Raw genomic sequence first — 24,473 nt, forward strand, 5'->3', positions numbered from 1 at the left:
ATCAGTAATTAAACAGACATACTATGAAACGAGTATTTGTATTTCAAGACTTTAAGTCTCAGAAGTTCTGGAGCATCGATGTTCGGGGAACCGATGTTGTTGTGAACTATGGCAAGTTGGGAACAGACGGACAAACACAAGTAAAGAATTTCTCGTCGGTCGAAGAGGCCGAAAAGGCCGCTGCCAAATTAGTGGCGGAGAAGACGAAGAAAGGATATGTGGAAACCCGGGAAGAGGTTGCCAAGGAAATGAAGGTGGAAGCTAAAAAGTATGCGCTGAGCTATGACGAGGCAGAAGAGGGCGTGAACTTGATGGATAGGATATTGAAGGATAAAAAGCTGCCGTCGCTCAGGCAGATCACGATCGGCTGTTGGGGGTACGACGGAGAGGACTGCTCGGCTATTGCCGACGGCATTGTGGCGAATAAGGAAAAGTTTGCCCATCTTGAGGGCCTGTTCTGGGGAGACATGGATTCTGAAGAACAGGAGATCTCCTGGATTGAGCAGGTGGATTTAGGTCCGGTGTTGGACGTGATGCCCTTGCTGAACAATCTCAAGATTAAAGGCACCAATAATCTGAGCATTGGCAAGAAACCTCGTCCCAACCTGAAGTCACTTGAGATTATCAGTGGTGGCCTGCCCGATTCGGTGGTGGAGGACATTCTGGGGTCCGACCTCTTTAACCTTGAAAAGCTGGTCCTTTATGTAGGAGTGGAAGACTACGGATTTGAGGGTGATCTGGCTGTATTCAAGCCTCTCTTCTCCAAAGACCGTTTTCCTAAACTGAAATGGCTGGGCATTGTCGATGCGGAAGAACAAGATGCTGTTGTGGAGATGTTCCTCGAATCGGATATTCTTCCGCAACTGGAGACGATGGATATTTCTGCCGGAGTATTGACAGACGAGGGAGCACAACTGTTGCTGGATCATGTGGACAAGATCAGCCACTTGAAGTTTATCAATATGAAATACAATTACCTAAGTGACGAGATGAAAAAGGAGTTGCAGAAGGCACTGCCGGTGAAGATCGACGTTTCCGACTCACAGGAGTATGATGATGATTACAGTTTCCCAATGATTACGGAGTAAATGAATGAAGATATGTGTTGTCAGTAATTCGACTTCAAAACGTACGGACTACTTTATCAAAGCGGGTAGAAGCCTTGGGGCGGATACCTGCTTTGTCACATACGATGAGTTGATGGCTACTCTTCCGGAGTATCGTGATACGGTTGTGAAGCTGGAACCTCCGGTGTTTCAGGAAACGGACTTCCGGAAATACAATTTGCTTTGCCGGGATTACAGGGAAATGTTGAGGCGCTTAGCCGCTGTGGATAGACCGGAGGGCGTGCATTTTCTGAACGAGCCGAGTGCAATTCTCTGTGCTTTGGATAAGGTCCGCACTCAGCAGAAACTGGCCGGGGCAGGCTTGAAAACAACCCCGTTGTTCTCGGCGGCACTACGCACTTTTGATGAACTGGCCGAACTGCTTTACCGGCAGAAGAGGGGAGGGTTTCTTAAACCTCGCTATGGCTCCGGAGCCGGAGGGGTAATGGCTGTCAGATACAATCATCGCCGGGACGAATGGGTGGCTTATACGACCATGCGTTGGGCGGGAAATCATGCTTGTAATGAAAAACGTATCTGCCGGTTGACAAACCGGAAAGAGATTGCCGTGCTGGCAGAAGAAGTCATGCGATGCGGAGCTGTCCTTGAAGAGTGGATGGTAAAAGAAAAACTGGAAGGGGAGAATTATGACTTGCGTGTTGTTTGTAGGGAAGATGAAGTCGACTATGTCGTGGTACGTTGTAGCAAAGGTACCATAACCAATCTTCATCTGAACAACAAAGCAAGGCTGTTCGGAGAGCTTTCGCTTGCACCTTCCGTCCGTGAGGAGCTTTTTTGCCGGAGCATTGCCGCCACGCGGGCTCTGGGACTGCGGTATGCAGGCATAGATGTGCTGATTGCACGGAACACGGATACACCTTATATTATAGAGGTGAACGGACAGGGAGATCATATCTATCAGGATATGTTTACGGAGAATAAGATATACACCAATCAGATAAGAACGATAGAATCACTTTTCAATGGAAATAGATGAACTGCCATCCGGTAAGCAAGACCGGAAACCGGATATAGATATGAATGGAATTGTGGGCACGCATGACATACTGATGCTCTGTTTCGACACCTTGCGCTATGACGTCAGTGTGGCCGAAGAGGCTTCCGGGGGAACTCCCGTACTGAATAGCTATGGCAGTGGCTGGGAGAAGAGGCATGCTCCCGGCAATTTTACCTATCCCTCGCATTTCGCCATTTTTGCCGGATTCTTGCCTTCACCTGCCGAACCCCATGTGTTGCGCAGCCGGAAGTGGCTTTTTTTCCCTTTTCAGGCCGGCACGGGGCGCATACCTCCGGAGGGCAGTTATGCTTTTAAAGAAGCTACATTCGTACAGAGCCTGTCCAATATCGGTTATGAAACCATCTGTATCGGCGGAGTCAGCTTTTTCAGTAAACGGAATGACATCGGAAGGGTATTTCCCGGTTATTTCAATAAAAGTTACTGGCTGCCTGCTTTTGGCTGCACGGATAAGAACAGTGCCGCCAATCAGGTGGACTTTGCTGTCAGTAAACTGGAAAAGTATCCGGCGGACCGGAGAGTATTCATGTATATCAATTTCTCGGCCATCCATTATCCCAACTGCCATTATGTAGAGGGTAAGAAGAAAGACGACAAAGAGTCGCATGCTGCGGCTTTACGATACGTTGACAGTCAGTTGCCCCGCTTGTTCGAGGCTTTCAGAAGACGTTCGGATACATTGGTCATTGCTTTGTCCGATCATGGCACCTGTTATGGTGAGGACGGTTACGAGTATCACTGCATTTCCCACGAGAAGGTATATACGGTGCCTTATAAACATTTTATTCTCAGAAAATGAACGATCAGCAGCAGATTTCACGATATATCAGCTATATGTACAGTTATCCGCATAAGACGGCTTACCGTACTTTTAATCCTCCGGTCTCTCTTGCCCCTTATTTTGAACGGTTGGCAGGGGGGCAGGCAAGTCTATATTTTCATATCCCTTTCTGTGCCCATAAGTGCGGTTATTGCAATCTGTTTTCACAGCAGAGCTGTGATGGAGGGCGTATCTCGGCATATCTCCGTACGATGCGCCGTCAGGCAGAACAGTTGTCCGTGGCGGCACAAGATCTGAAATTTACTTCGTTTGCAGTTGGGGGAGGTACTCCGCTTATTCTGAACGAAAAACAGTTGGATGAACTGTTTTGCATAGCCGAGCTGTTCGGCGTACGTCCTTCGGAGGTATTCACTTCCATCGAAACTTCACCGGAGTATGCCGACAAGAAAGTTTTGCGGCAATTGCGGACGAGGGGGGTGGAACGGTTGAGCATGGGTGTACAGAGTTTCAATGATGCGGAGTTGAAAAAACTGAAAAGGAGGCCTGTGCTTGCTACCGTGATCGATGCACTTCAAAATATTCGGGAAGCGGACTTCCCGCAGTTGAACCTCGACCTGATTTATGGCATTGAGGGACAGACGGTGGATAGCTTTATTTACTCGCTTACCACTGCGCTTACTTATCGCCCCGACGAATTATTTATTTATCCTCTTTATGTCCGGCCGGGTACACGTATCGATGTACGTTCAACGGATGACATGTGCTATGCTATTTACAGGTCAGCTCGTGAACTGTTGGTGGAGCAGGGATTTGTGCAGACTTCCATGCGTCGCTTTGTTAAACGGAAAACAGTGGAACTGGAGTTCTCCTGTGGCGATGAAACCATGCTGTCCTGTGGTTCCGGGGGACGGAGCTATCTGGGAGATTTACATTATGCCACTCCATACGCTGTGCGGCAGGAAGCCATAGCCGGAGAGATAGACCGTTATATCCGGACTGCTGATTTTTTGACGGTAACCAATGGTTATTTGCTTTCCGCGGAAGAGGTACAAATAAGGTTTATTATAAAGAACCTGATGTATTATCGGGGGCTGGACACGGCGGAGTATGAACGACGTTTTGGTAAGGTGCCGGACAGAACGCTCTTCCGGGAATTTACAGACCGGGGGTGGATTGAAGAGAAAAACCGGGTTCTGCTTCTTACGGAAGAAGGAATGGCCTACTCCGATTACATCGGCCAGTCTTTTGTTTCACCTGCCGTAAGGAGACTGATGTCCGAGTATATATATCCTTGATCAACTTTGCACGATGGGGGCTTTGAGTACTATCCGGAATATCTATTATAGGGGCAGTCTGGAATATTGCAATTATACATGTTCGTATTGTCCGTTTGGCAGGAAATCCGCATCTGCCGATACGGACGGTGACCGGGAAGCGCTGCACCGTTTTATTTCACGTATCGGTCAGTGGAAGCATGGGGCGTTGCGTATTCTGATTATCCCTTATGGAGAAGCGATGATACATCGGTATTACAGAGAAGGTATCATTCGTCTGGCTGCCATGCCCCATGTGGCCGGGGTTTCTTGTCAGACCAACCTGTCCTTTTCAGTTTCCCGTTTTCTGGATGAAGTTGAAGAGGCTCGGGCAGATGTCACCAAAATCAAATTCTGGGCGAGCTACCATCCTGAGATGGCGGATGTCACAGATTTTGCGTCTAAAATAGAAAAACTGCATGCGGCTGGTATTGAGGTCTGTGCAGGAGTGGTTGGTGATCCTTCGGCAAAGGAACAGATCCGGAGGTTGAGACTGCTGCTGGATCCGTCGGTTTACTTGTTTGTGAACGCAATGCAAGGTTTACGGAAGCCGCTTTCGGAGGAAGATGTCCGCTTTTTTAACGAGATGGATAATCTGTTCGATTATGATCGGCGGAACGCAAAAGCATGTTTGAATAATTGTTCCGGAGGTAGAGAGAGTCTGTTTGTTGATCGGGAAGGGGGGATGTATGCCTGCCCGAGAAGTGGGGTGCGGACAGGGAATTTCTACGATGATTCTGCTTCGCTCCTTCAGCCTTCTTGTCTCCGTAAAGTATGCGATTGCTATATTGCTTTCAGCAATCTGCGGGATACGCCTCTGAGGAGAATGATGGGAGAAGGGGCATTGTGGCGTATACCGGAGAGGAAAAAGGTCAGGGCTGTATTCTTTGATATTGACGGTACATTGACAGATGTGCAGGGGAGGATTCCGGGGCGTACCGTTTCTGCACTAAAATATATGTCCGGTCGCTTACCTCTGTACCTGAGTACTGCCTTGCCGATGGCACACGCCAAGAAGCGGCTTGGTGATGTGTTCGACTTGTTTTCGGGAGGGGTTTTTGCCGATGGGGGCTTTCTGTGTTATGAAGATACCGTTGAATGTGTTCCGGTTGAACATCCTGTGGCTCTTGATTTCCCCGGTTGCCGGATCACTCGTTATACTTGGAAAGGGGAAATCTTTAAGTATGCCGTGCTTGCGCCTACTGTCCGGGAAGCTACTCGGCTGTCGGCCGGATTGGAGGGGGAGGCATATCAACTGTATCAGGAAGGCCGGTTGCTGACAGTGGTGGACAGCAGGGCGGGAAAAAAGAATGGACTGATGACTCTATGTTCGAGGTTGGGAATCTCTTTGCGGGAGATTCTGGTGGTAGGTAATACGATGCACGATTGGCCGATGATGTCAGTTGCCGGTTATTCTTGTGCAGTGATGGATGCGGAAGAAGAGTTGAAGAAACTATCGGGATATATTCTGAATCCCGATAGTATTCCTGTCTTTTTTGATATCTGACTTTATTTGGCTACGTTGTTTATGGGTTTTCCACCGATGTATGCTTTCAGGTTGTCAACCAGAATGGTCATCAGACGTTCACGGGCGGCGGAAGTAGCCCAGGCTATATGCGGGGTGATATAGCAATTTCTGGCAGTCAGCAATGGGTTGTCCGCACGTGGAGGCTCGGTGGAGAGTACATCCAATCCGGCAGCATAAATCTTATAATTATTCAGGGCGTCTGCCAGGTCTTGTTCATTGATCAAAGGGCCGCGACTGGTGTTGATTAAGATGGCGTTTGGTTTCATCAGTTCAAGGCGGCGGGCATTAACCAGATCACGGGTTGATTCCGTTAACGGACAATGCAGACTGACGATGTCACATTCACGGAAAATCTGGTCGAGTTCCGCTTTTCTGATTTCGGGAGGCAACTGAAGCCGTGACTTGGAGGTATAGGCCCATACTTTCATTCCGAACCCGATTGCGATACGGGCTGTATTATATCCGGTCTGTCCCAGTCCGATAAGACCGATTTTCTTTCCTAACAGCTCTATAAGCGGGGTATCCCAGTAACAAAAATCCTGATTCCGGGTCCACTGCCCTCCACGCACTTCGTCTGCATAGTGTTGCACTCGCTGAGTGATATTCAGGATATGGGCAAAAACCATCTGTCCGACGGATGGAGTGCTGTAAGCCGGGATGTTGGTAACCACAATACCGCGTTCTTTGGCTGCCGCAATATCAATAATGTTATATCCGGTGGCTATTACGCCGATATACTTCAGGTTAGGCAAAGAGGCCATGTGCTCTGCGGTGATCACGGCTTTGTTGGTAAGGATGGCCTCGGCGTCCTTCGCATGTGTAAGCACCTCTTCGGGGGCTGTGCGATCATAGATTTCACACTCACCTAAAGTTCTCAATTCATCCCAGTTCAGATCTCCGGGGTTGGCGGCATAACCGTCTAAAACTACTATTTTCATAAATTATTAGGTGTTAAGTATTAAGTTTGTGTACTTGAATACTGAATTAATAACTCTTTATCTAATAAAACAATTACAGATGTTTAATAGTTCTTTTCATTCCCCCAGAGTTGTTTCATTCGTTCGGCATGTTTCTGTTCAGCCGGGTTGTGTTGGGGCTGCCATATTTGCTTATTCTTGATTTCGTCCGGCAGGAATTGCTGTTTTACGAAATTACCTTCATAATTATGGGCATATTTATATTCCTGGCCATATCCTAACTGCTTCATCAGTTTGGTGGGAGCATTGCGCAGGTGCAGAGGTACAGGCAGGCTACCGGTTTCACGCACCAATGCCAGTGCATCGTTGATAGCATTGTAGGCTGAGTTGCTTTTAGGGCTGGTTGCCAGATAAATGGTGGTTTCCGCCAATGGGATTCTTCCTTCCGGCCAGCCTATTTTCATCAACGTGTCAAAACAGGCATTAGCCAATAGCAGTGCATTCGGATTGGCCAGGCCAATGTCTTCCGAAGCCGAGATGACCAGACGCCTGGCAATGAATGCCGGGTCTTCTCCTCCTTCTACCATACGTGCCAGCCAGTAAATGGCACCGTCGGGATCGCTGCCCCGGATCGATTTGATAAATGCCGAAATAATATCGTAATGCATCTCGCCGTCTTTATCATAAGCCAGCGGATTCTGCTGTAAGCGTTCGGTTACCAGATCGTCAGTGATAACTACGGTCTCTTCCGTTTCCGACTCTACTACGAGTTCCAGTATATTCAGCAGCTTGCGGGCATCGCCTCCCGAAAAACGAAGCATGGCACTGGTTTCTTTCAGTTTTATTTTACGTTCTTTCAGTACGGTATCGGTAGTGATGGCACGTTGAAGCAATTCAAGCAGGTCCTCTTTCTCCAGAGACTTCAGTGTATAGAGCTGGCAACGGGAGAGGAGTGGACGGATTACCTCAAAAGACGGGTTCTCCGTGGTGGCACCTATCAGAGTAACTGTTCCGTGCTCGACAGCTCCCAGCAACGAGTCCTGTTGAGATTTGCTGAATCGGTGTATTTCGTCGATAAACAAGATGGGACTGGACTGAGTGAAGAATTTGTTGCTTTTGGCGCGATCTATCACTTCGCGTACGTCTTTCACGCCCGATGTTACGGCACTCAGTGTATAAAAGGGGGTTTCCAGCTTGTTGGCTATTATCTGGGCCAGTGTTGTTTTACCGACTCCCGGAGGCCCCCACAGGATAAATGAAGAGATACGTCCTGCATCAATCATCTTGCGCAAGATAGCACCCGGTCCCACAAGGTGTTTCTGACCGATATAATCATCTAATGTCTTTGGCCGTAGCCTTTCCGCTAATGGTTGCATATCTATTTGTAATGAATCTGTTTATTAGTCGATCACCGTCCCCATCACCTGTACATCTGTGATAGCGGCTTTTTCTCCGATGAAACTGATACGTATGAAACGTCCCTGTATACCCGGAACAACCTGGATCATCCGAATGTTCTCGTTTTGTTTATGGTTGGTCTGATCCGGAATAAGTGTCCAGTGTTCTCTATCCATCGATGCCTCCACTTTGTATTGGTAATGGTCCGTATCCGGAAATGCGATTCGGATGTGGCGTATGGACAAGCCTTTCTCTGTGTCCAATGTCCAGGAGCGTTCCGGGTCGTTGCCGGCAGCTTGCCAATAGGTGGCTCCATCTCCATCGGCAGCAAATGCGGACGAGTGTCCGTCGGCCGATGAACTGCAGAAGGTCGGATTATTGGGCCCGAAGGTTTGCAGGTTATCTGTTTTATCCTGAACCTCAAAACGTGTATAAGGTCGGTCTTTCACTTTGAAGGCTTCGGTATAGGGAGTGCTTCCGATGAACCGGAGTGTGATCTCGGCAGGCTCGAGTCCCGGCGAGGTAGCCCGTATCACGGTTTCTCCGGCATAGTACGACCGGAATTCAATCGCAGCTTTTCCATCGAGAATACGGATATCACTCTCTTTTTCAAATAGGATCGAGGTACCGGTAGGAAACTCTCCCGGACCGGATATGATGTTGAGGCTGACTGCCGGAGAATTGTTGACCGGTTTACCGTCTGCATCCAGAATGGTTACCGACAACATAACGTCATCTGTCCCGTCTGTCTTTATCTGGTTCGTTTGATCGGCTGTCAGGGCAATGCGTGCAGGTGTTCCTGCCTCTGGCCACTCCGGCGGAGCAATCCCTTTGTAGGCATTGCGGTACCAATACCAGGCACGTTTGGGAATCCGGAAGTAATCGATAATTCCCATTTTCCCAAGAGCACTTCCGGCTATACTCCCGTGGTCGAATGCGCACCAGATGGCTTGTCCGCTACGCCAGGCAAAGCCATTTTGCGCATTATTCTTTGCCAAGTCTCCCCAGCCCGGATCGTACTCTCCCGGACGGTCGGCTGTCGTGCTGCCATACTCTGAAACTACCGTCGGTATGCCCGGTTGCTGGAACTCGGGGATGTAGCTGCCATCGCCGTTATATCCGGCTATATCACCCAACTTGTCAATTCGTTTCTCTCCCAACGGACGTTGAGCACCGCCAATGGCCGCCGGACGGGTTGGATCGAGTTGCTTGGAGAGTTTGACGGTTTCTGACAGTAACTTGCGCATCGGGTCGATCGTTTCGGGTGCGGTAAAGAACGGTTCGTTACTCATACTCCATACAACAATAGAAGGATGGTTGCGGTGGATGCGGATCAATTCTTTCAGTTGGGCTTTTACACTACTCTCAAATCCTGCCCTGTCTGCTTCATTTACGGGATATGCACTTGCGTTCCAGTAGCCATCTCCTTTGTGACCTCCGATTCCCCAAAATACATTCTCTGCCCAGGATAGCATACCTATTTCATCGCATGCTTGTGAGAAAGCCGGTGAATGGGGGTAATGCGAACCTCGTATCAGGTTGAAGCCGGCTTCTTTTACCAGACGGATATCTCTTCGCATACCGGTTTCGGTCACGGCATCTCCCCATCCGGCATGATCCTGATGAACATTGGCTCCCTTAAAATAATAATGTTCCCCGTTCAGGAAGAATCCCCGGTCCGGTGTCCATTCAAACCAGCGGAATCCGAAAGACGTTTCATAGCGGTCTATCAATTTTTCTCCGTGGTAAAGCGAGCTGACCACCTTGTAAAGTGCAGGATGATCGGGATGCCACAGCTCCGGTGCTTGAATTTCGCGGGTTTGCTGCTCAAATGTGTAGGTTGCGTTGTCCGGCAATGATTGTGATGTAGAAACAGAAGCCGCTTCTTTGCCTCGGGAATCGATAACAGTGGTCAGAAGTCGGTAAGTTTCTGTTTTTCCGGAACGATTGCATACATCTGTCCGTATGTGGACGCTCCCTGACTTTCCCTTTTTTTCTCCTAAGTCCGGTGTGGTGACCAATGTGCCATACCAATCGATATAGGTCGGTTCTTTGATCACTAAGCGTACGTTCCTGTAAATGCCTCCGCTGAATATATGTTCGCCTGCACGTGGAGCGAGGTCAGGCCGCCAGCAGTTGTTAACCCGAACCGCTATCTGGTTTTTTCCTTCTTTCAGATAGTTCGATATATCAATGGAAAATCCGGTATATCCTCCTTGGTGGGTTCCTGCCCGATGTCCGTTCACAAAAACTTCTGCTTCCTGAAATACACCGTCGAATTCAAGAAAGCTCCTTTTGCCAAGCACTTCTTTCTTTATCGGAAAGGCTTTACGGTACCATCCGTAACCTACATAAAAATCTTTCGACATGAAGTATGGAGTACTGAAAGAGTGGGGAAGTCCCGTCCTTTCCCAGCCGGAGTCGTCAAAATCCGGTCGGGAAGCACTCTTGAAGTCTCCCCGGCAATATTTCCATTCCCGGTTGAAGTTGATGGTTTGTCGTGGAGAATCCGCCCGGCAAACATGGATTGCACTGCTTAACATAAGAAAAACCAACCATAGCTTCATGCCATTGCAGGTGTGTACTGTGAAATTCATCGTATTGGGTTTTATAGTGTGAATGATAGGCGGATCAGAATACTACCTGAATCATAAACCGGATACCTTGTTTATTGATTCCCGGGTGGTTCAGGTAAGTCAGACGGCGTACGTATTCGATATGCAACAATTTAAAGATGTTGTAAATGCCCACGCTGGCTTCCAGGTAAGGTACTTTCGGATCCATCACATAGCTGGTGTAGCTGCCGTCCCGTTGCGGGAAATCAAACAGTTCCGGATTATTGCTCTTAAACGGGTTATTCTTATCCGTCAGGTTGCCGTATAGAGCGCGGAAACGGAATACCTCTCTCCACTTCAGTTTCTTAATCAGCGGGATGCGGTTGAAAAGTTTACCATTCATGTCATATGTGAGTGCCAGCGATGCATAACGGTCGTTGAGGAACTCCATATTATTGATCAGGTTGAACGTTTCTTTCTGTGTGATATACGATAGGTTGGCGGCTGGCAAAATAAGTAATGGGAACGGAACGGTATTCCATTGTGCACCTCCTTTTAAGGTAACATCTACTTTACCCCAGGACGAGAGCCAGAAGCGCTTCCAGATACTTGCCTCCGTCAGGTTGAAATTATATTCTCCTCCTAAAACACCTTTAAATCCGGTAGTGTGGGAGAGGGTGAAGATGGGAGCATCCAGCGATACCGGACGACGGCGTTGCTTTGTATTGACGAAGGTCTCGCCCGGCGCATAACGTAAGGTCAGCCCCAATTCGGCGGTAGTTATATCGGGTACGATGGTTTTGGCTGCGTCATTGCGGATGTATTGCAACTTGCCTGCCGGAGTATCTTCCCGGTGTCGCGCCATGGCCGCAACCGAGAAACCCGACAAAGTCTCCATTTCATATCTCAGTGTGGCGTCCCGTACGTATGACATCTGGTCGACGGTCGTGGTTTTCCACGCTACGAATACGTTATCCTTATCCGTGTCGAGGAATTTATCCATTGGCGACATGACGTCGTAGCGGTAGGAGGCCGAGATGTAATGCTTCGGGAATTCCCAGGGGAAGAATTCGCATTTGCGGAAAGAGTAGGTCACATTGCCTTCATATTTCCATTTTTTATCTTTGAGTCCGTACGCTCCGTATCCATTGAAGAACCAGTGGGGATTCAGCTTGGCGGTAGTCATGCCGCTGAGACGGAAACGGGTACCATCCACATAATTGCTCGATATCATGGTGTTGATCGGTCCGAAGTCAAACTTACTCGGATGTTCTTTGGTTCCGGTTTCCACATAGTTTTCTATCAACGCTTTTGCTCCGAATATCACATATTTGAATCCGGGTATTTGTTCCAGCCGGTTCATGAAAAGATCCATGCTACTCTCGGTCTTTGTTAGAGGCACCTGGCGTACTCCGGCCCAATATTCGTCACTTTTGGTCAGCATGTCCGCCTCTTTGATCACACTTCCTTTCAAACGGAAAAGTCGTGGTTCGATGGGGTCGAAGACATAATTGCTATATTTGGTTGTTCGTTTTACCTGGATGCCCTGAATAGCTTTCATGACTAAAAGATCCACAGTCATATCGTCGTCTGTCAGCACCCAGTTGCCATTGGGAAGCTGTTCATATTGTTGTACGACGTCCAGATTTTCTACAAAGTTTACTCCTGTCTTTTTAGGCAGATTCATGGTGCACTTTTTCACTGCATAGGTAGAGTCGTCCAGTACATACAGGTGTCCGGTGAATCCGAAGTCCTGAGAGTTCTGTGGGACGAAGGTGAGATGCACGCATTTATCTTTATCCACCATCACAGTGTCCATCAGGTAGAATTTATAGAAAGAGATGGCTCCGCTTCCGATTGGACTTACGAAACGGCGTTGCAACAGGCGGATATCATCATCATAGATATTGATATCGGCAAATACATCATTGAGGATGGTACCCAGCATATCACCTGTTGAGAAGAATTCTTCCACGCCATTGGAGTTCATACCTTCGATTATGGTCTTTTTGCTTTCCGGGTCCTTCCGGTAAATGGTTTTGGAAGACGTTTCCTGCACTGAGATAGGCAGAATCAGTTTGTTGGTTTCAGGCGAAACCTCAACCTGGTCTTTGAGGAAAGAAAACTTTTTATAGATTCCTTTTTCAAGGCTTTCGGGTGTCACGTCATTGAGTGACATCTTCATCTTCTGATACTTGTTGTACTGATAATAGTCGTTGGTTTCCAGCTTCTGAGCTTTCTTGTGGTCGATGACCTTTCGCATGAACTCCACAGCGGGATTGTTTTTCCGGGAATACTTTTCTTTTTTAGGTTTTATCACCACCTCGTCCAGCATGACATCATCTGGTGAGAGCACCACATTCAGTTCTTTGGCACCTGCCGGAATTTTCACTTTCTTGGTGATATACCCCACTGCAGAGAAGGTCAGTTCGTTCCAACCTTTGCGGGTTTCTACCTGATATTCTCCGTTAGCATTGGATATACCGCCTACGCCTTTTCCTTCATAGAAAACGGAAATGTACATTAGCGGCTCATGTGAAATAGAATCAGTGATTACTCCCTTCAACTGTGCAAAAGCCTGTGGTGCAGAGAGTATAAGGAAGACTACTATTAATAGTTTAGAATATTGTTGTTTCATACACACTTCATCTCATCGTGAGACTGCAAAGGTAATAAATTCCTTTTGATTGAACGGACTATATAACCTTTTTTGTGTATCTTTTGAGTCCTGTAAGGAGGGGGAATCCGGCATTATTCCCCCAATAATATTTGTACAATTCGTTCTGCGGTCCGTCCGTCCCAGCGTTCGGGCAGGGTGCCTTGTTTCCATTCTCCGTTCATCAGTTTATCCATACTGGCAGCCAATGCTGCCGGATCTTCACCAACCAGTTCGTTGGTGCCTGTGCGCCAGGTTTCCGGATGCTCGGCATAGGTGTTGAGGGTGATGCAGGGAATTCCCAGGAAGGTCGCTTCTTCCGCCACATTGCCTGAATCTGTTATAATGGCTTTTGCCTGGTTCATCAGATACCCGAAAGAGAGATAGCTTTGTGTGGGCATGATGTGCAGGTTAGGAGCTGTGATATCGAGAGTTTTGATCGCATTGCGTACATAAGTGTGCAGTGGTGCCACAATCGGCATGCCGTTTGCCTTTTCAAGTAAGGTCTCTATCAAATTCCGCAGATTTTCTTTGTTGTTCAGCAGCACATGGCGGTTGAGGGTCAGCAGGATGTACTCATGCTCTTTCAGTCCCAGGACAGAGAACCATATTGGCTTTATCAGGCGGTTGCGGTTATACCGTATTGTATCGATCAGGATGTTGCCTACATAGTAGACTGTTTCATTTTCTGTTCCTGTCTGATTCAGGTTGCGATTGGCCACCATGCCGGCTGTGAACAGATAGTCGGAAAGTCCGTCTGTTATCATACGATTGACTTCTTTGGGCATGGACATATCGAACGAACGGGTGCCGGCTACGAGATGTGCCACTTTTATATTTTGTTTTTTGGCTACGATCGCACAACTCATAGTTGCAGTGAGGTCATCGACTACCAGAACTACGTGCGTAGGGTTTTCCGTCAGTTCACGTTCAAAGGCGATCATTATTCCCGCAGTAAGTTCTGTAGGGTTATTGCCGTTTACGCCCAGATAGGCATCGGGAGCTTTCATATGCAGATCTGCAAATAAGGATGCATCCAGACTGGTGTCATTCTCTATCCCTGTGTAAACCAGGCGATAAGAAATGCGTTTACCTTGTGCCTTAGCGGCATCGATAGCCCGGGTGATAGGGGCGATTTTCATAAAGTTAGGGCGAGCCCCGGCAACAATCGTTATCTTCATCTTCGTATTCTTACAATTTTCAAGGAACAAATGTACACTTTCTTGCGGAATTATTTGTTTCTTTGCACACAAAAAACTTGATATATGCCAACAATCTTTCAGATTCCGACCTTTATCCAGATTCTGGAGTTTATCGGGACATTTGCTTTTGCCATTAGTGGCATTCGTCTTGCATCTGCCAAACAGTTTGACTGGTTTGGTGCTTATGTAGCCGGTGTGGCTGTTGCCATTGGCGGTGGTACTATACGTGACGTATTGCTGGACGTTACTCCGTTCTGGATGACGAATCCCATTTATCTTATCTGTTCGGCGCTGGCCCTTCTGTGGGTTATCTTTTTCCGGAAGCATCTGATTCATATGCACAACACGTTTTTTATCTTCGATAGCATTGGGCTTGCATTATTTACGGTAGTTGGTATCAGCAAAACGATCGATTTGGGCTATGCCTTTTGGGTGGCCATCATTATGGGCACAATGACCGGAGCGGCCGGTGGCGTAATCCGCGATGTGTTTATCAACGAGATTCCGTTGATTTTCCGTAAAGAGATTTATGCCATGGCATGCGTTATTGGCGGAGTCATTTATTGGGGACTCGACCGTCTGGGTGTTGATGCTGCTTTAACACAGGTCATCAGTGGCTGTTGCATTTTTGTGGTACGCGCATTGGCTGTGAAATATCAGATCTGTTTGCCTATCCTGAAAGGGGAGTAGACTTATACTAATTTTAGTCCGGCAGTATCAGATCACCGGAGAAGCTGATCGATTCACGATTCTGCATATCGACATCTATGCTGGACGAACCATTAGAATAGATAGTGATTCTAAACTTGAACTGATCTTCGGAGTTTCTGGCGGTGAAGTTTATCTTTGCTGCTCCGCGTTTGCCCATGACCATATTATATTTGTCAATCGGAGCCTTGAACATCAGTCCTTGCCCTCCTCCATAGGGAATAGAATAAGCACGCCCGAAATAGGGTAGTTGTGAAAAGACCGAATCGTTTCGAACTACCACAGAATAAACTGAGGTCAGTGGAATCATATGCCCTCGGCGTGGGTATGCTGTAGATACGTCAATCCGGTAGTTTTCCGATTCGATCAGCTCTTTTACTGTTTGCTCTTTTTGCTCTTTCTTTTCTTTCCGGCTTTGGGCCTGAAGCGGGCAAACTCCTGTTCCGATGATGAGCAACATCAGAAGGATGATACATTTGCTTGTTTTCATATCAATGGTTGTTTTTCGGATGTTTACATAAAGATAACGGTCGGAAGAGATAAAATGTATAAAGCAGACAAATGATTTAATATTATTTCGTGTTTACCGGATGGGATTTCACAAAGAATAAAAAAGGAGGGCATGTCAAAACTTACCACAGATTGCACTGATTAACACAGAATGAATTTTAAATCGTCGTTTACATAATGCTTAATCTGTATAACCTGTGGCGAAGAAGACTTTTGAGTCTATATGGGGAGGATATTTCTGTTAGAACTGTTCCAGAATGGCAATTCGTTTTTCGATTGGCGGATGGGTGGCGAAGAGCCCGCTTAGCCCGCTCAATGCGCTTTTAGCCTGTTTGCCAGGATGTTGTATGAATAACTGCGCTACATCTTCGCGCTCCACAGCTTCTATATCGGGATCTGCAGATATCTTTCTTAAAGCACTGGCCAGAGCCAATGGGTTCTTTGTCATTTCTGCTGCTCCTGCATCGGCCATGTATTCACGTTTGCGGGAGATGGCAAAGCGCATCAGCGTGGCAAAGAAATAGCCGATGGCGGCTACAATCATGGCTAAAACCAAGATGAGGATGGCACCATTGTTTTTATCATTCCGGCTGCGTGTCCACGAAGAGTAATAAACGGAGCGCAGTGCTATTTGTGCCAACATCGAAAAGATGCCTACGAATACAATGGAGATAATCAGCAGTCGGACATCGTGATTACGGATATGTGTCAACTCGTGTGCAATGACCCCTTCGAGTTCTTCGTCATTGAGTTTCTCGATGATTCCTTTTGATAAGGTGACCGTATAAGTACGTTCGTTAATTCCGCTGGCATACGCATTGAGTGAATTGTCATCGATTATGTTGATTTTAGGCATTTTCATCCCTTGCGACATACAGAGATTCTCCACTAAATTGTAGATGCGTTTATTTTCTTTACGTTCCAATGGTCGTGCCCCTGTAGCTGCTTTGATAATACTGGAATTGGCAAAGTAGGCAATAATAAACCAGACCAGAACGCCTCCTATAATATAAGGAATCAGGTTAATAAACATTTGATTGGTCATTGCCAATGTGTCGTATTGCCCGTAATCATCTGTCACGGTAAAAGTGATGAGCAGGTAGCTGAACAAATAAGTCAGTACTGCCACCAGGCAAGGGAAAAGGAACAGTAAGATGCCGGAACGTAGGTTATTCCGGCTCTGTTGTGTCTGTATTCCGACGTATTGCATGTGTATATACTTTCCTGGGGATTAGAATTTGATTTTCGGGGCTTCTTCCAGATTGGCACGTTGTTCAGTACCCAAATCGAACATCATTTCTTTATGAAAGCCGAACATGTTGGCTATCAAGTTGGAAGGGAATGTCTGTACTGCATTGTTCAGTTCTTTGGTAGCTGAGTTAAAGTAGCGGCGTACTGCAGCCAGTTTGTTTTCTACGTCCGAAATCTCTTCCTGCAACTGGAGGAAGTTTTGGTTAGCCTTTAAATCGGGGTAAGCTTCCAAGGTGATTTTCAATCCCGCGAGGGCGGAACTAAGTTGATTCTCTGCTGTAATCTTTTCATCGATTGTTCGGGCACTGACAGCTCCGTTGCGAGCCTGAATGACGCGTTCAAGTGTATCCTTTTCGTGAGATGCATATCCCTTTACTGTATCTACTAATTGCGGGATAAGGTCGTGACGTTGCTTTAACTGTACATCGATGTCGGCAAATGCATTTTCACGGTTGTTTCTCAGTTTTACCAGCGAGTTGTACATGGAAGCAATGATAATGGCGAGGATGACTACAATCCCCAAAATGATAAGTAAGTTCATAATTCTTTTGATTCTTAACGTTGTTAAACTTGATCCAAAGGTATGTGATTCAGTCTCTATTTACAAAAAGCGCATAATAAAAAACATTAATTATCAAACAAACCTCTCGAAGTGTATTGAATCCTTCCTGAAATAACACCCAAAAACTGTCAAATAGCACCCAAAAACTATCAAATGATAGTTTTTACCCCAAAGATTGGTGAAATTTACCCTACTGAAATCTAAAATAAGCCTTAAACTTGCATCATCGAGAAAGAAACGAAATATTAACCGCTTAAAAACCGCAACGTATGAAAAGTTTAAGTTTTAGAAAAGACCTGATAGGAGTACAAGAAGAGTTACTCCGTTTTGCTTATAAACTCACAGCCAATCGCGAAGAAGCCAATGACCTGTTACAAGAAACTTCATTGAAAGCATTAGATAATGAAGATAAATTTATGCCGGATACTAATTTTAAAGGCTGGATGTATACAATCATGCGCAACATCTTTATTAATAATTACCGCAAAGTTGTGCGTGACCAAACTTATGTAGACCAAACCGACAACCTCTTCCATCTGAATCTCCCGCAAGACTCCGGATTTGAAAGTACCGAAGGAGCCTATGACTTGAAAGAAATGCACCGTGTAGTAAATGCGTTGCCTAAAGAATATAAAGTACCGTTTTCAATGCATGTTTCCGGATTTAAATATCGTGAAATAGCTGAAAAATTAGAATTGCCACTCGGTACGGTTAAGAGCCGGATCTTTTTTACCCGGCAGAGACTGCAACAGGAATTGAAGGACTTCGTTTAATTAAGGTGATACTGATTATAATTAGAAAGATTGATTTTTAGATACTGATTTAGTGTAGATTTTTAGTTGTGCAAAAGAAGGAGTAAGCGAGGGAACCCCTCCTTGCTCCTTTGTTTTTGTGACAATATGATATATAACATATCTTTTATGGAAACTTTTTAAGGTTGATTTTTGTCTTTATGTCAGATATCTCAGTATATTTGTAATGACAAGTTAACCTATGAATGTGAAATCACTTATAACTTACGGCAATGAAAAAGGAAATTAAATTCAGTCTCGTATATCGGGACATGTGGCAGTCGTCCGGTAAATACCAACCCCGTGTCGACCAGTTAGTACGAATTGCACCTTTGATTATTGAAATGGGATGTTTTGCCCGTGTGGAAACCAATGGAGGAGCTTTTGAGCAAGTCAACCTGCTCTATGGTGAAAATCCTAACAAAGCAGTACGGGCTTTTACCAAACCCTTCAATGATGCCGGAATACAAACCCATATGCTCGACAGGGGACTAAATGGTTTGCGGATGTATCCCGTTCCTGCCGATGTCCGTCGGTTGATGTATAAAGTCAAGCATGCTCAAGGGGTAGATATAACCCGTATTTTTTGTGGATTGAATGAAGTGAGGAATATTATTCCTTCTATACACTATGCGCTTGAGGGGGGAATGATTCCACAAGCGACTTTGTGTATTACCTTCTCGCCGGTACATACGGTGGAGTATTACACAGCCATTGCCGACAAACTGATTGAGGCCGGTGCTCCTGAAATCTGCCTGAAAGATATGGCGGGAGTAGGACGTCCTGTCATGTTAGGGCGATTGACGAAAGCTATAAAAGAGCGTCATCCTGAAGTCTTGATTCAATATCACGGGCATAGTGGTCCCGGATTATCAATGGCTTCCATTCTTGAAGTTTGCGAGAATGGTGCTGATATTATTGACGTAGCCATGGAACCCATATCCTGGGGTAAAGTTCATCCGGATGTGATCTCCGTACAGGCCATGTTGAAAGATGCCGGTTTCCGTGTTCCTGAGATCAACATGAAAGCATATATGAAAGCACGTGCCATGACACAGGAATTCATTGATGATTTCCTCGGCTATTTCATGGATCCGACCAACAAGCATATGTCTTCATTATTGTTGAAATGTGGTTTACCGGGTGGGATGATGGGGTCTATGATGGCCGATCTGAAAGGAGTACATGCCGGTATCAATATGATACTTCGGAATAATAATCAACCTGAGCTCAGCATCGACGATCTGCTTGTGATGCTGTTCGACGAAGTAGAATATGTGTGGCCCAAGTTGGGCTATCCTCCGTTGGTGACTCCATTCAGCCAGTACGTGAAGAACGTGGCATTGATGAACGTAATGGCACATGTGAAGGGTGAGGAGCGTTGGAGTATGATAGATAATAATACCTGGGGGATGATTCTGGGGAAAAGCGGACGTTTGCCCGGACCTTTGGATCCCGAAATTATAGCTTTGGCAAAAGAAAAAGGATATGAATTTACGGATGAAGATCCACAGAAGAATTACCCTGATCAGCTTGAAGAGTACCGGAAAGAAATGCTGGAGAACGGATGGGAATTCGGACCTGACGACGAAGAACTTTTTGAACTGGCTATGCATGACAGGCAATATCGTGACTATAAGTCGGGGGTAGCTAAAAAAAGGTTTGAAGAGGATTTGCAACGTGCCAAAGATGCGGCATTAGTCAAACAAGGTTTCTCTGAAGAAGACGTGAAGAGAATGAAGCGTGCCAAGGCGGAACCAATAACCGCGATGGAAAAAGGAAGAATCATTTGGGAAATTGATGTGGAGTCACCTTCTATGCCTCCGGAAGTAGGGCATAAGTATGAGCCGGATGATGTATTCTGTTATATTGCCACTCCGTGGCATACTTATGACAGGGTATTGGCCAACTTTAGCGGACGTATCATTGAGGTGTGTGCCAAACAGGGTGCTTTGGTCAATAAGGGAGATGCATTGGCTTATGTAGAAAGATGTGAAGAACCGGCATAACGTTTAAAAGTTGTATTGTTATAGAGTGGATAAGGACCGTTCCCGGTGTAAACCGGGGCGGTCCTTGTTTTTTTGCCCTTTCCTCAAGTTAGATGCCTATTTTCTGTAGGTTGTCTGGTCAATTAAAGAAAGTCTGATAGCTATATTTGACTGTCATATTTGCTATAATATTTGATTTCGGTTAGATATTACATTTGTAATATCCTGTTTGGGTAGAAATCTATTGATTGTTTTTCGTAGTTAGTAAATAAATATTGGTTTTATATTCAAAAAAGAAATAAGGAATCTTTTCTAAGCTTTTAAGTATGGATAGAACTTTTACTTGTAAATAGTGATCAAACCTTATGGCTGAAGTTAATCGGAGAAATGACATATACATCTCAAACCCATCTTGGGCGAGTAGAAAAACATATAAGCTAAGTTCTCTTAGAACTCAGTTCTTGGATACATTACAGGCACTTCTATAGGGATTCTGGTGGGTGTTAATTGCCGAAGGGGAAAAAGTAGAAATTAGTATTTAAAAATATTATAGTATATTTATTGTATTTTGATACTTTATATCTATATTTACTCCGCAAAATAAGATTGGCAACTCCTTATTTTAGAATATACAACTAAATCTCATTGACAAATGTAAAATTACGCTGCAATAAAGAGGTTAATATTGTATATAATTTACGTTTTTCAAGAATAACCAAGTTCTAAGAGAACTATAATCTTTATTATAACCTAAATTAACACATATTGTTTAACTAAAAAAGAAAAATGAATGAATAACTCGAAAATTATCAATGTGAGATTGATGAAGAAAATGTTCGTGCTTGTTCTGTCTTTTTTATCTGTTACTGCTTTTGCGCAGAATATAACAGTGAAAGGAATTGTAAAAGATGGAACCGGTGAACCGATTATCGGAGGGAGTGTACTTGTTAAAGGTTCATCAAATGGTACAGTGACAGATATTGATGGCAATTACACCTTATCTAATGTTCCTGTAGAAGGAGTCTTGGAATTTTCTTATATCGGTATGAAGAAACAGGATGTAAACGTAAAAGGTAAAACCGTTATTAATGTTGTGCTTCAAGAAGATACCCAGATATTGGACGAGGTTGTAGTGACAGCTTTAGGTTTGAAACGTGAACAGAAAGCTTTGGGATATGCAGTGACCGAGGTCAAAGGAGACGATTTAAAAGCTGCCAATACGATTTCTCCGGTGGCTGCCTTACAAGGAAAAGTGGCCGGTGTCGAGATTCGTCAGTCGGATGGAGGTATGTTCGGAGCTACAAAAATTCAGATTCGTGGCGCCTCTACCTTGAAAGGCAATAACCAGCCTATTTATGTCATTGATGGGGTTATCCTTGATAACTCGACTTCCGGAAATACAACAATGGACTGGGATGCCGGAAACAATAACGCAAATGATTATGGAAATGAATTGAAGAATTTAAATCCGGATGACTTTGAAACAGTTTCGGTACTGAAAGGTGCAGCTGCGACTGCACTTTATGGTTCGCGTGGTCTGAACGGAGCTGTAGTAATTACTACCAAATCGGGTAAAGGCTTTAAAGGTTTCGGAGTTTCCGTATCTCAAACATTTGGTATCGATCATGCTTACAGAACACCGGATATCCAGACTGAATATGGAGTAGGGGTAATGCCTGGTTGGAAAGACACGGACAACAATGGCTCTGTATGGGATCCTTTTCAGTTTAAACTTGATGATAAAGGAGACCGGACCTTGATTGGTGCGGGTAGTTACGGGTGGGGACCTAAATATGATGGTCAGCCGATCCGTAATTATGACGGTACTTGGACCAACTATTCACCTCATAAGGACAATATGCTGGACCTGTATCAATTGGGACTGAACTCCAATACGAATGTGGCTATTCGCGGTGGGAATGATAAAACATCATATTACACCTCTCTTTCTTATAAAAAAGCAAGATCTACCAGCGAAAAAAATACATTCGAACGTTATTCGTTTTTGTTGAAAGGTTCGCATAAGATCAGTGACCGGGTGGAGGTTTCGGCAGCTATGAGTTTTACTAATTCGAATCCGAAGAACTCTCCGAGAACGGTGGGAGAACGTTTCGTCAATCCGAACGGCACCATTATGACTCCGATGCTGGATGTGAATTATTTCCGTGATAAATATCTGGGTGAGCATGGTGGACTGGCATCTACAAGCTATGGTGATAAATATGGTTCTGTTCCTGGACGTGATCTGTTTTTCATGATTGACAAATACGATTATTCTCAGAAAGAGACCGTGGTTCGCCCCCAGATGGAAGTGAACGTACAGATTCTGGATTGGTTGAGATTTAAGGCCGATGCTAATATGAACTACTATTATACTAAATTTGAAGAAAAACAGTTGGGTAGTGGATATGCAAATGAAGGCGGTAAGTACACAATGGGGCAAACTACGAAAGAGCAAGCTACTTTTGGCGGAACATTTACTGTCAATAAGCAGATAAAAGATTTCAGTGTAGGTGGTTTTGCGCGGTACGAATACTATACGAGCCGTTCGGAGGCATACAAAGTATATACAGATGGTGGTATGGTAGTACCGGGACAGTGGTTTGTCGATAACTCAAAGAATCCTAAAAAGTCGGAAGCCAGCATCTCGAATACTAAGCGAATGATGTCTGCTGTTTTTGCCCTGAATCTGGGATGGAAAAATCAAATTTATTTAGATATAACGGGGCGTAATGACTGGTCTTCTTCTTTGGTATATCAAAGCGGAATGGGTACTTATTCTTATTTCTACCCATCAGTATCCGGCTCATGGCTGCTTAATGAAACATTTGATTTGCCGCGTTGGATCACTTTTGCCAAAGTACGTGGGTCGTGGGCACAGGTCGGTAACGATACCGATCCCTATTATGTGAATTCGGTATATGGTTTTGGAACCAAAGAAATGTATGATGGCAATATCTATGTGAACACTCTGGATAAAACAATGAAGAGTCTGAAGTTGAAGCCGGAACGTAAGAATGCTTGGGAGATTGGTCTGGACTTGCGTTTGTTTGATAGCCGTTTGAATTTTGACGTTACCTATTATAAGGAAAATACGAGGGATCAGATTATGTCGATTGAAGTTCCTGCTATTTCGGGTGTCAACACTCAGTTGATAAATGCAGGTAATATTCAGAATAAAGGTATTGAGATTGCTGTAAACGCCACTCCATATAAAAACAAGGATTGGCAGTGGGATGTCGCAATGACTTATACAAAGAATAAAAATACTATTATCTCATTACATGAAAACGTAGCCGATTACATTGCGCTGAGCGGTTATGCTAATGATTACGATTACCATATCGGTTCGGTTGCCAGAGTAGGTGGTGACTACGGATTGTTGATGTCTGACATTCTCCCTGCCAAAAATGACAAAGGAGAAACACTGTTGGAATGGGACGACAGTTGGAGAGGGGCTTATGAAGCACGTAGCGGAAAAGTACAGGAAGTGGGTAAAATGACTCCTGACTTTTTAGGGTCCTTATCTACTACGCTGTCCTGGAAAAACCTTAGTTTGCATATTGCTACTGATATGCGTTTTGGCGGGTTGGTAGCTTCTTATTCTAACTTGTATGGCACACAGGCCGGATGGATCAAGAGTTCTTTGAAATGGCGTGACCCTGAACATGGTGGCTTGTCTTGGACCAGTCAGTATGGCGATAGCAAAGGTATCTTTTATGGTGATGGTGTTATCCCTGACGGAGTATTTAAGAACGGTACGTTCGCAACACTTGTAGACGGAACTAAAATGGATGTAAGTGGTATGTCCTATAAACAGCTGGTGGCAGAAGGAAAACTGGAACCCACACATGCCGGAACTTATCATGTGAATCGTGCGGCTTGGGGACAGAATACAATATTCGACACTTGGGTACATGAGTTGAATTACATTGCGTTGCGTGAGATCACATTGTCGTATCGCTTTCCGAAATCGGTAGCAAGTAAGTTTGGCGCTCAGGGATTGGGGTTGAGTTTCTCTGCACGCAATCTGGGATATCTGTATAATTCATTACCTAACCATCTGAATCCTGAGAGTGTCCGTGGTAATACGGCTTCTGAGTTCCGTATCCGTGGTTATGAACCTTATACGGCTAACTATATGATGACTGTTAATTTAGATTTCTAAACC

The 24,473-nt window shown here is 45.3% G+C and carries 17 protein-coding genes; 9 read left to right on the forward strand and 8 right to left on the reverse strand.

What is annotated here, in order from left to right; translation table 11 throughout:
* Window positions 1–23 precede the first annotated feature (23 nt).
* The 5 genes from ISX59_RS00195 to ISX59_RS00215 are packed head-to-tail and all read left to right on the forward strand — an operon-like array spanning window position 24 to window position 5,743.
* A complete protein-coding gene (locus ISX59_RS00195) occupies window positions 24–1,088 on the forward strand; it encodes an STM4015 family protein (protein ID WP_220575520.1) in 1,065 nt (354 codons plus the stop codon).
* A 4-nt stretch (window positions 1,089–1,092) separates the two neighbouring features.
* On the forward strand, window positions 1,093–2,103 hold the full coding sequence (locus tag ISX59_RS00200) for an STM4014 family protein (RefSeq protein ID WP_195316508.1): 1,011 nt from the start codon (window positions 1,093–1,095) through the stop codon (window positions 2,101–2,103).
* Entirely contained in the window at window positions 2,090–2,941 is an 852-nt protein-coding gene (locus tag ISX59_RS00205) for an STM4013/SEN3800 family hydrolase (RefSeq protein WP_005808788.1), read from the forward strand. Before ISX59_RS00200 ends, ISX59_RS00205 begins: the two co-directional genes overlap by 14 nt.
* A complete protein-coding gene (locus ISX59_RS00210) occupies window positions 2,938–4,218 on the forward strand; it encodes an STM4012 family radical SAM protein (protein ID WP_122330482.1) in 1,281 nt (426 codons plus the stop codon). Before ISX59_RS00205 ends, ISX59_RS00210 begins: the two co-directional genes overlap by 4 nt.
* A 13-nt stretch (window positions 4,219–4,231) precedes the next feature.
* Window positions 4,232–5,743, forward strand: coding sequence for an STM4011 family radical SAM protein (locus ISX59_RS00215; RefSeq protein WP_022012215.1), 1,512 nt, complete (start codon window positions 4,232–4,234; stop codon window positions 5,741–5,743).
* A 2-nt stretch (window positions 5,744–5,745) separates the two neighbouring features.
* Here ISX59_RS00215 and ISX59_RS00220 read toward each other — a convergent pair whose 3' ends face one another.
* The 5 genes from ISX59_RS00220 to wecB form a co-directional block, all read right to left on the reverse strand.
* Window positions 5,746–6,702, reverse strand: a complete 957-nt coding sequence (locus ISX59_RS00220; RefSeq protein ID WP_005776688.1) for a D-2-hydroxyacid dehydrogenase — start codon at window positions 6,700–6,702, stop codon at window positions 5,746–5,748.
* A gap of 83 nt (window positions 6,703–6,785) precedes the next feature.
* Entirely contained in the window at window positions 6,786–8,057 is a 1,272-nt protein-coding gene (locus ISX59_RS00225; RefSeq protein ID WP_220575521.1) for a replication-associated recombination protein A, read from the reverse strand.
* A 24-nt stretch (window positions 8,058–8,081) separates the two neighbouring features.
* Window positions 8,082–10,676, reverse strand: a complete 2,595-nt coding sequence (locus ISX59_RS00230; protein ID WP_220575522.1) for a glycoside hydrolase family 2 TIM barrel-domain containing protein — start codon at window positions 10,674–10,676, stop codon at window positions 8,082–8,084.
* 34 nt (window positions 10,677–10,710) lie between these two features.
* The gene (locus tag ISX59_RS00235) at window positions 10,711–13,272 is read right to left on the reverse strand and encodes a DUF5686 and carboxypeptidase-like regulatory domain-containing protein (RefSeq protein ID WP_005808780.1); all 2,562 of its coding nucleotides are present in this window, start codon (window positions 13,270–13,272) and stop codon (window positions 10,711–10,713) included.
* 113 nt (window positions 13,273–13,385) lie between these two features.
* Entirely contained in the window at window positions 13,386–14,471 is a 1,086-nt protein-coding gene (wecB, locus tag ISX59_RS00240) for a non-hydrolyzing UDP-N-acetylglucosamine 2-epimerase (protein WP_032543915.1), read from the reverse strand.
* Window positions 14,472–14,555: 84 nt separating this feature from the next.
* On the opposite strand from wecB, the gene ISX59_RS00245 reads away from it, so the two are divergent.
* Window positions 14,556–15,182: a trimeric intracellular cation channel family protein gene (locus ISX59_RS00245; protein ID WP_005776695.1), complete on the forward strand. Its 627-nt coding sequence runs from the start codon at window positions 14,556–14,558 to the stop codon at window positions 15,180–15,182.
* Between the two features lie 13 nt (window positions 15,183–15,195).
* On the opposite strand, the gene ISX59_RS00250 is transcribed toward ISX59_RS00245, so the two are convergent.
* From ISX59_RS00250 to ISX59_RS00260, 3 genes are all read right to left on the reverse strand, one after another.
* Window positions 15,196–15,690: a DUF4251 domain-containing protein gene (locus ISX59_RS00250; RefSeq protein WP_005776696.1), complete on the reverse strand. Its 495-nt coding sequence runs from the start codon at window positions 15,688–15,690 to the stop codon at window positions 15,196–15,198.
* Window positions 15,691–15,951: 261 nt separating this feature from the next.
* A complete protein-coding gene (locus tag ISX59_RS00255; RefSeq protein ID WP_032531373.1) occupies window positions 15,952–16,920 on the reverse strand; it encodes a M48 family metallopeptidase in 969 nt (322 codons plus the stop codon).
* A gap of 21 nt (window positions 16,921–16,941) precedes the next feature.
* The gene (locus ISX59_RS00260) at window positions 16,942–17,502 is read right to left on the reverse strand and encodes a LemA family protein (RefSeq protein ID WP_005808774.1); all 561 of its coding nucleotides are present in this window, start codon (window positions 17,500–17,502) and stop codon (window positions 16,942–16,944) included.
* A 290-nt stretch (window positions 17,503–17,792) separates the two neighbouring features.
* On the opposite strand from ISX59_RS00260, the gene ISX59_RS00265 reads away from it, so the two are divergent.
* From ISX59_RS00265 to ISX59_RS00275, 3 genes are all read left to right on the forward strand, one after another.
* Window positions 17,793–18,296 carry an RNA polymerase sigma factor gene (locus ISX59_RS00265; RefSeq protein ID WP_005776700.1) on the forward strand — a complete coding sequence of 168 codons (504 nt, stop codon included), beginning with the start codon at window positions 17,793–17,795 and terminating at the stop codon, window positions 18,294–18,296.
* A 251-nt stretch (window positions 18,297–18,547) separates the two neighbouring features.
* Window positions 18,548–20,323 (forward strand): oxaloacetate decarboxylase, encoded by a 1,776-nt coding sequence (locus tag ISX59_RS00270; RefSeq protein WP_005808770.1) that lies wholly within the window; start codon window positions 18,548–18,550, stop codon window positions 20,321–20,323.
* Between the two features lie 769 nt (window positions 20,324–21,092).
* Complete coding sequence (locus tag ISX59_RS00275) at window positions 21,093–24,470, forward strand: SusC/RagA family TonB-linked outer membrane protein (protein WP_032540574.1); 3,378 nt, start codon at window positions 21,093–21,095, stop codon at window positions 24,468–24,470.
* Window positions 24,471–24,473: the final 3 nt, after the last annotated feature.

This window comes from Bacteroides sp. FSHCM14E1 (assembly GCF_019633785.1).
In the GTDB taxonomy this organism is placed as follows: domain Bacteria; phylum Bacteroidota; class Bacteroidia; order Bacteroidales; family Bacteroidaceae; genus Bacteroides; species Bacteroides hominis.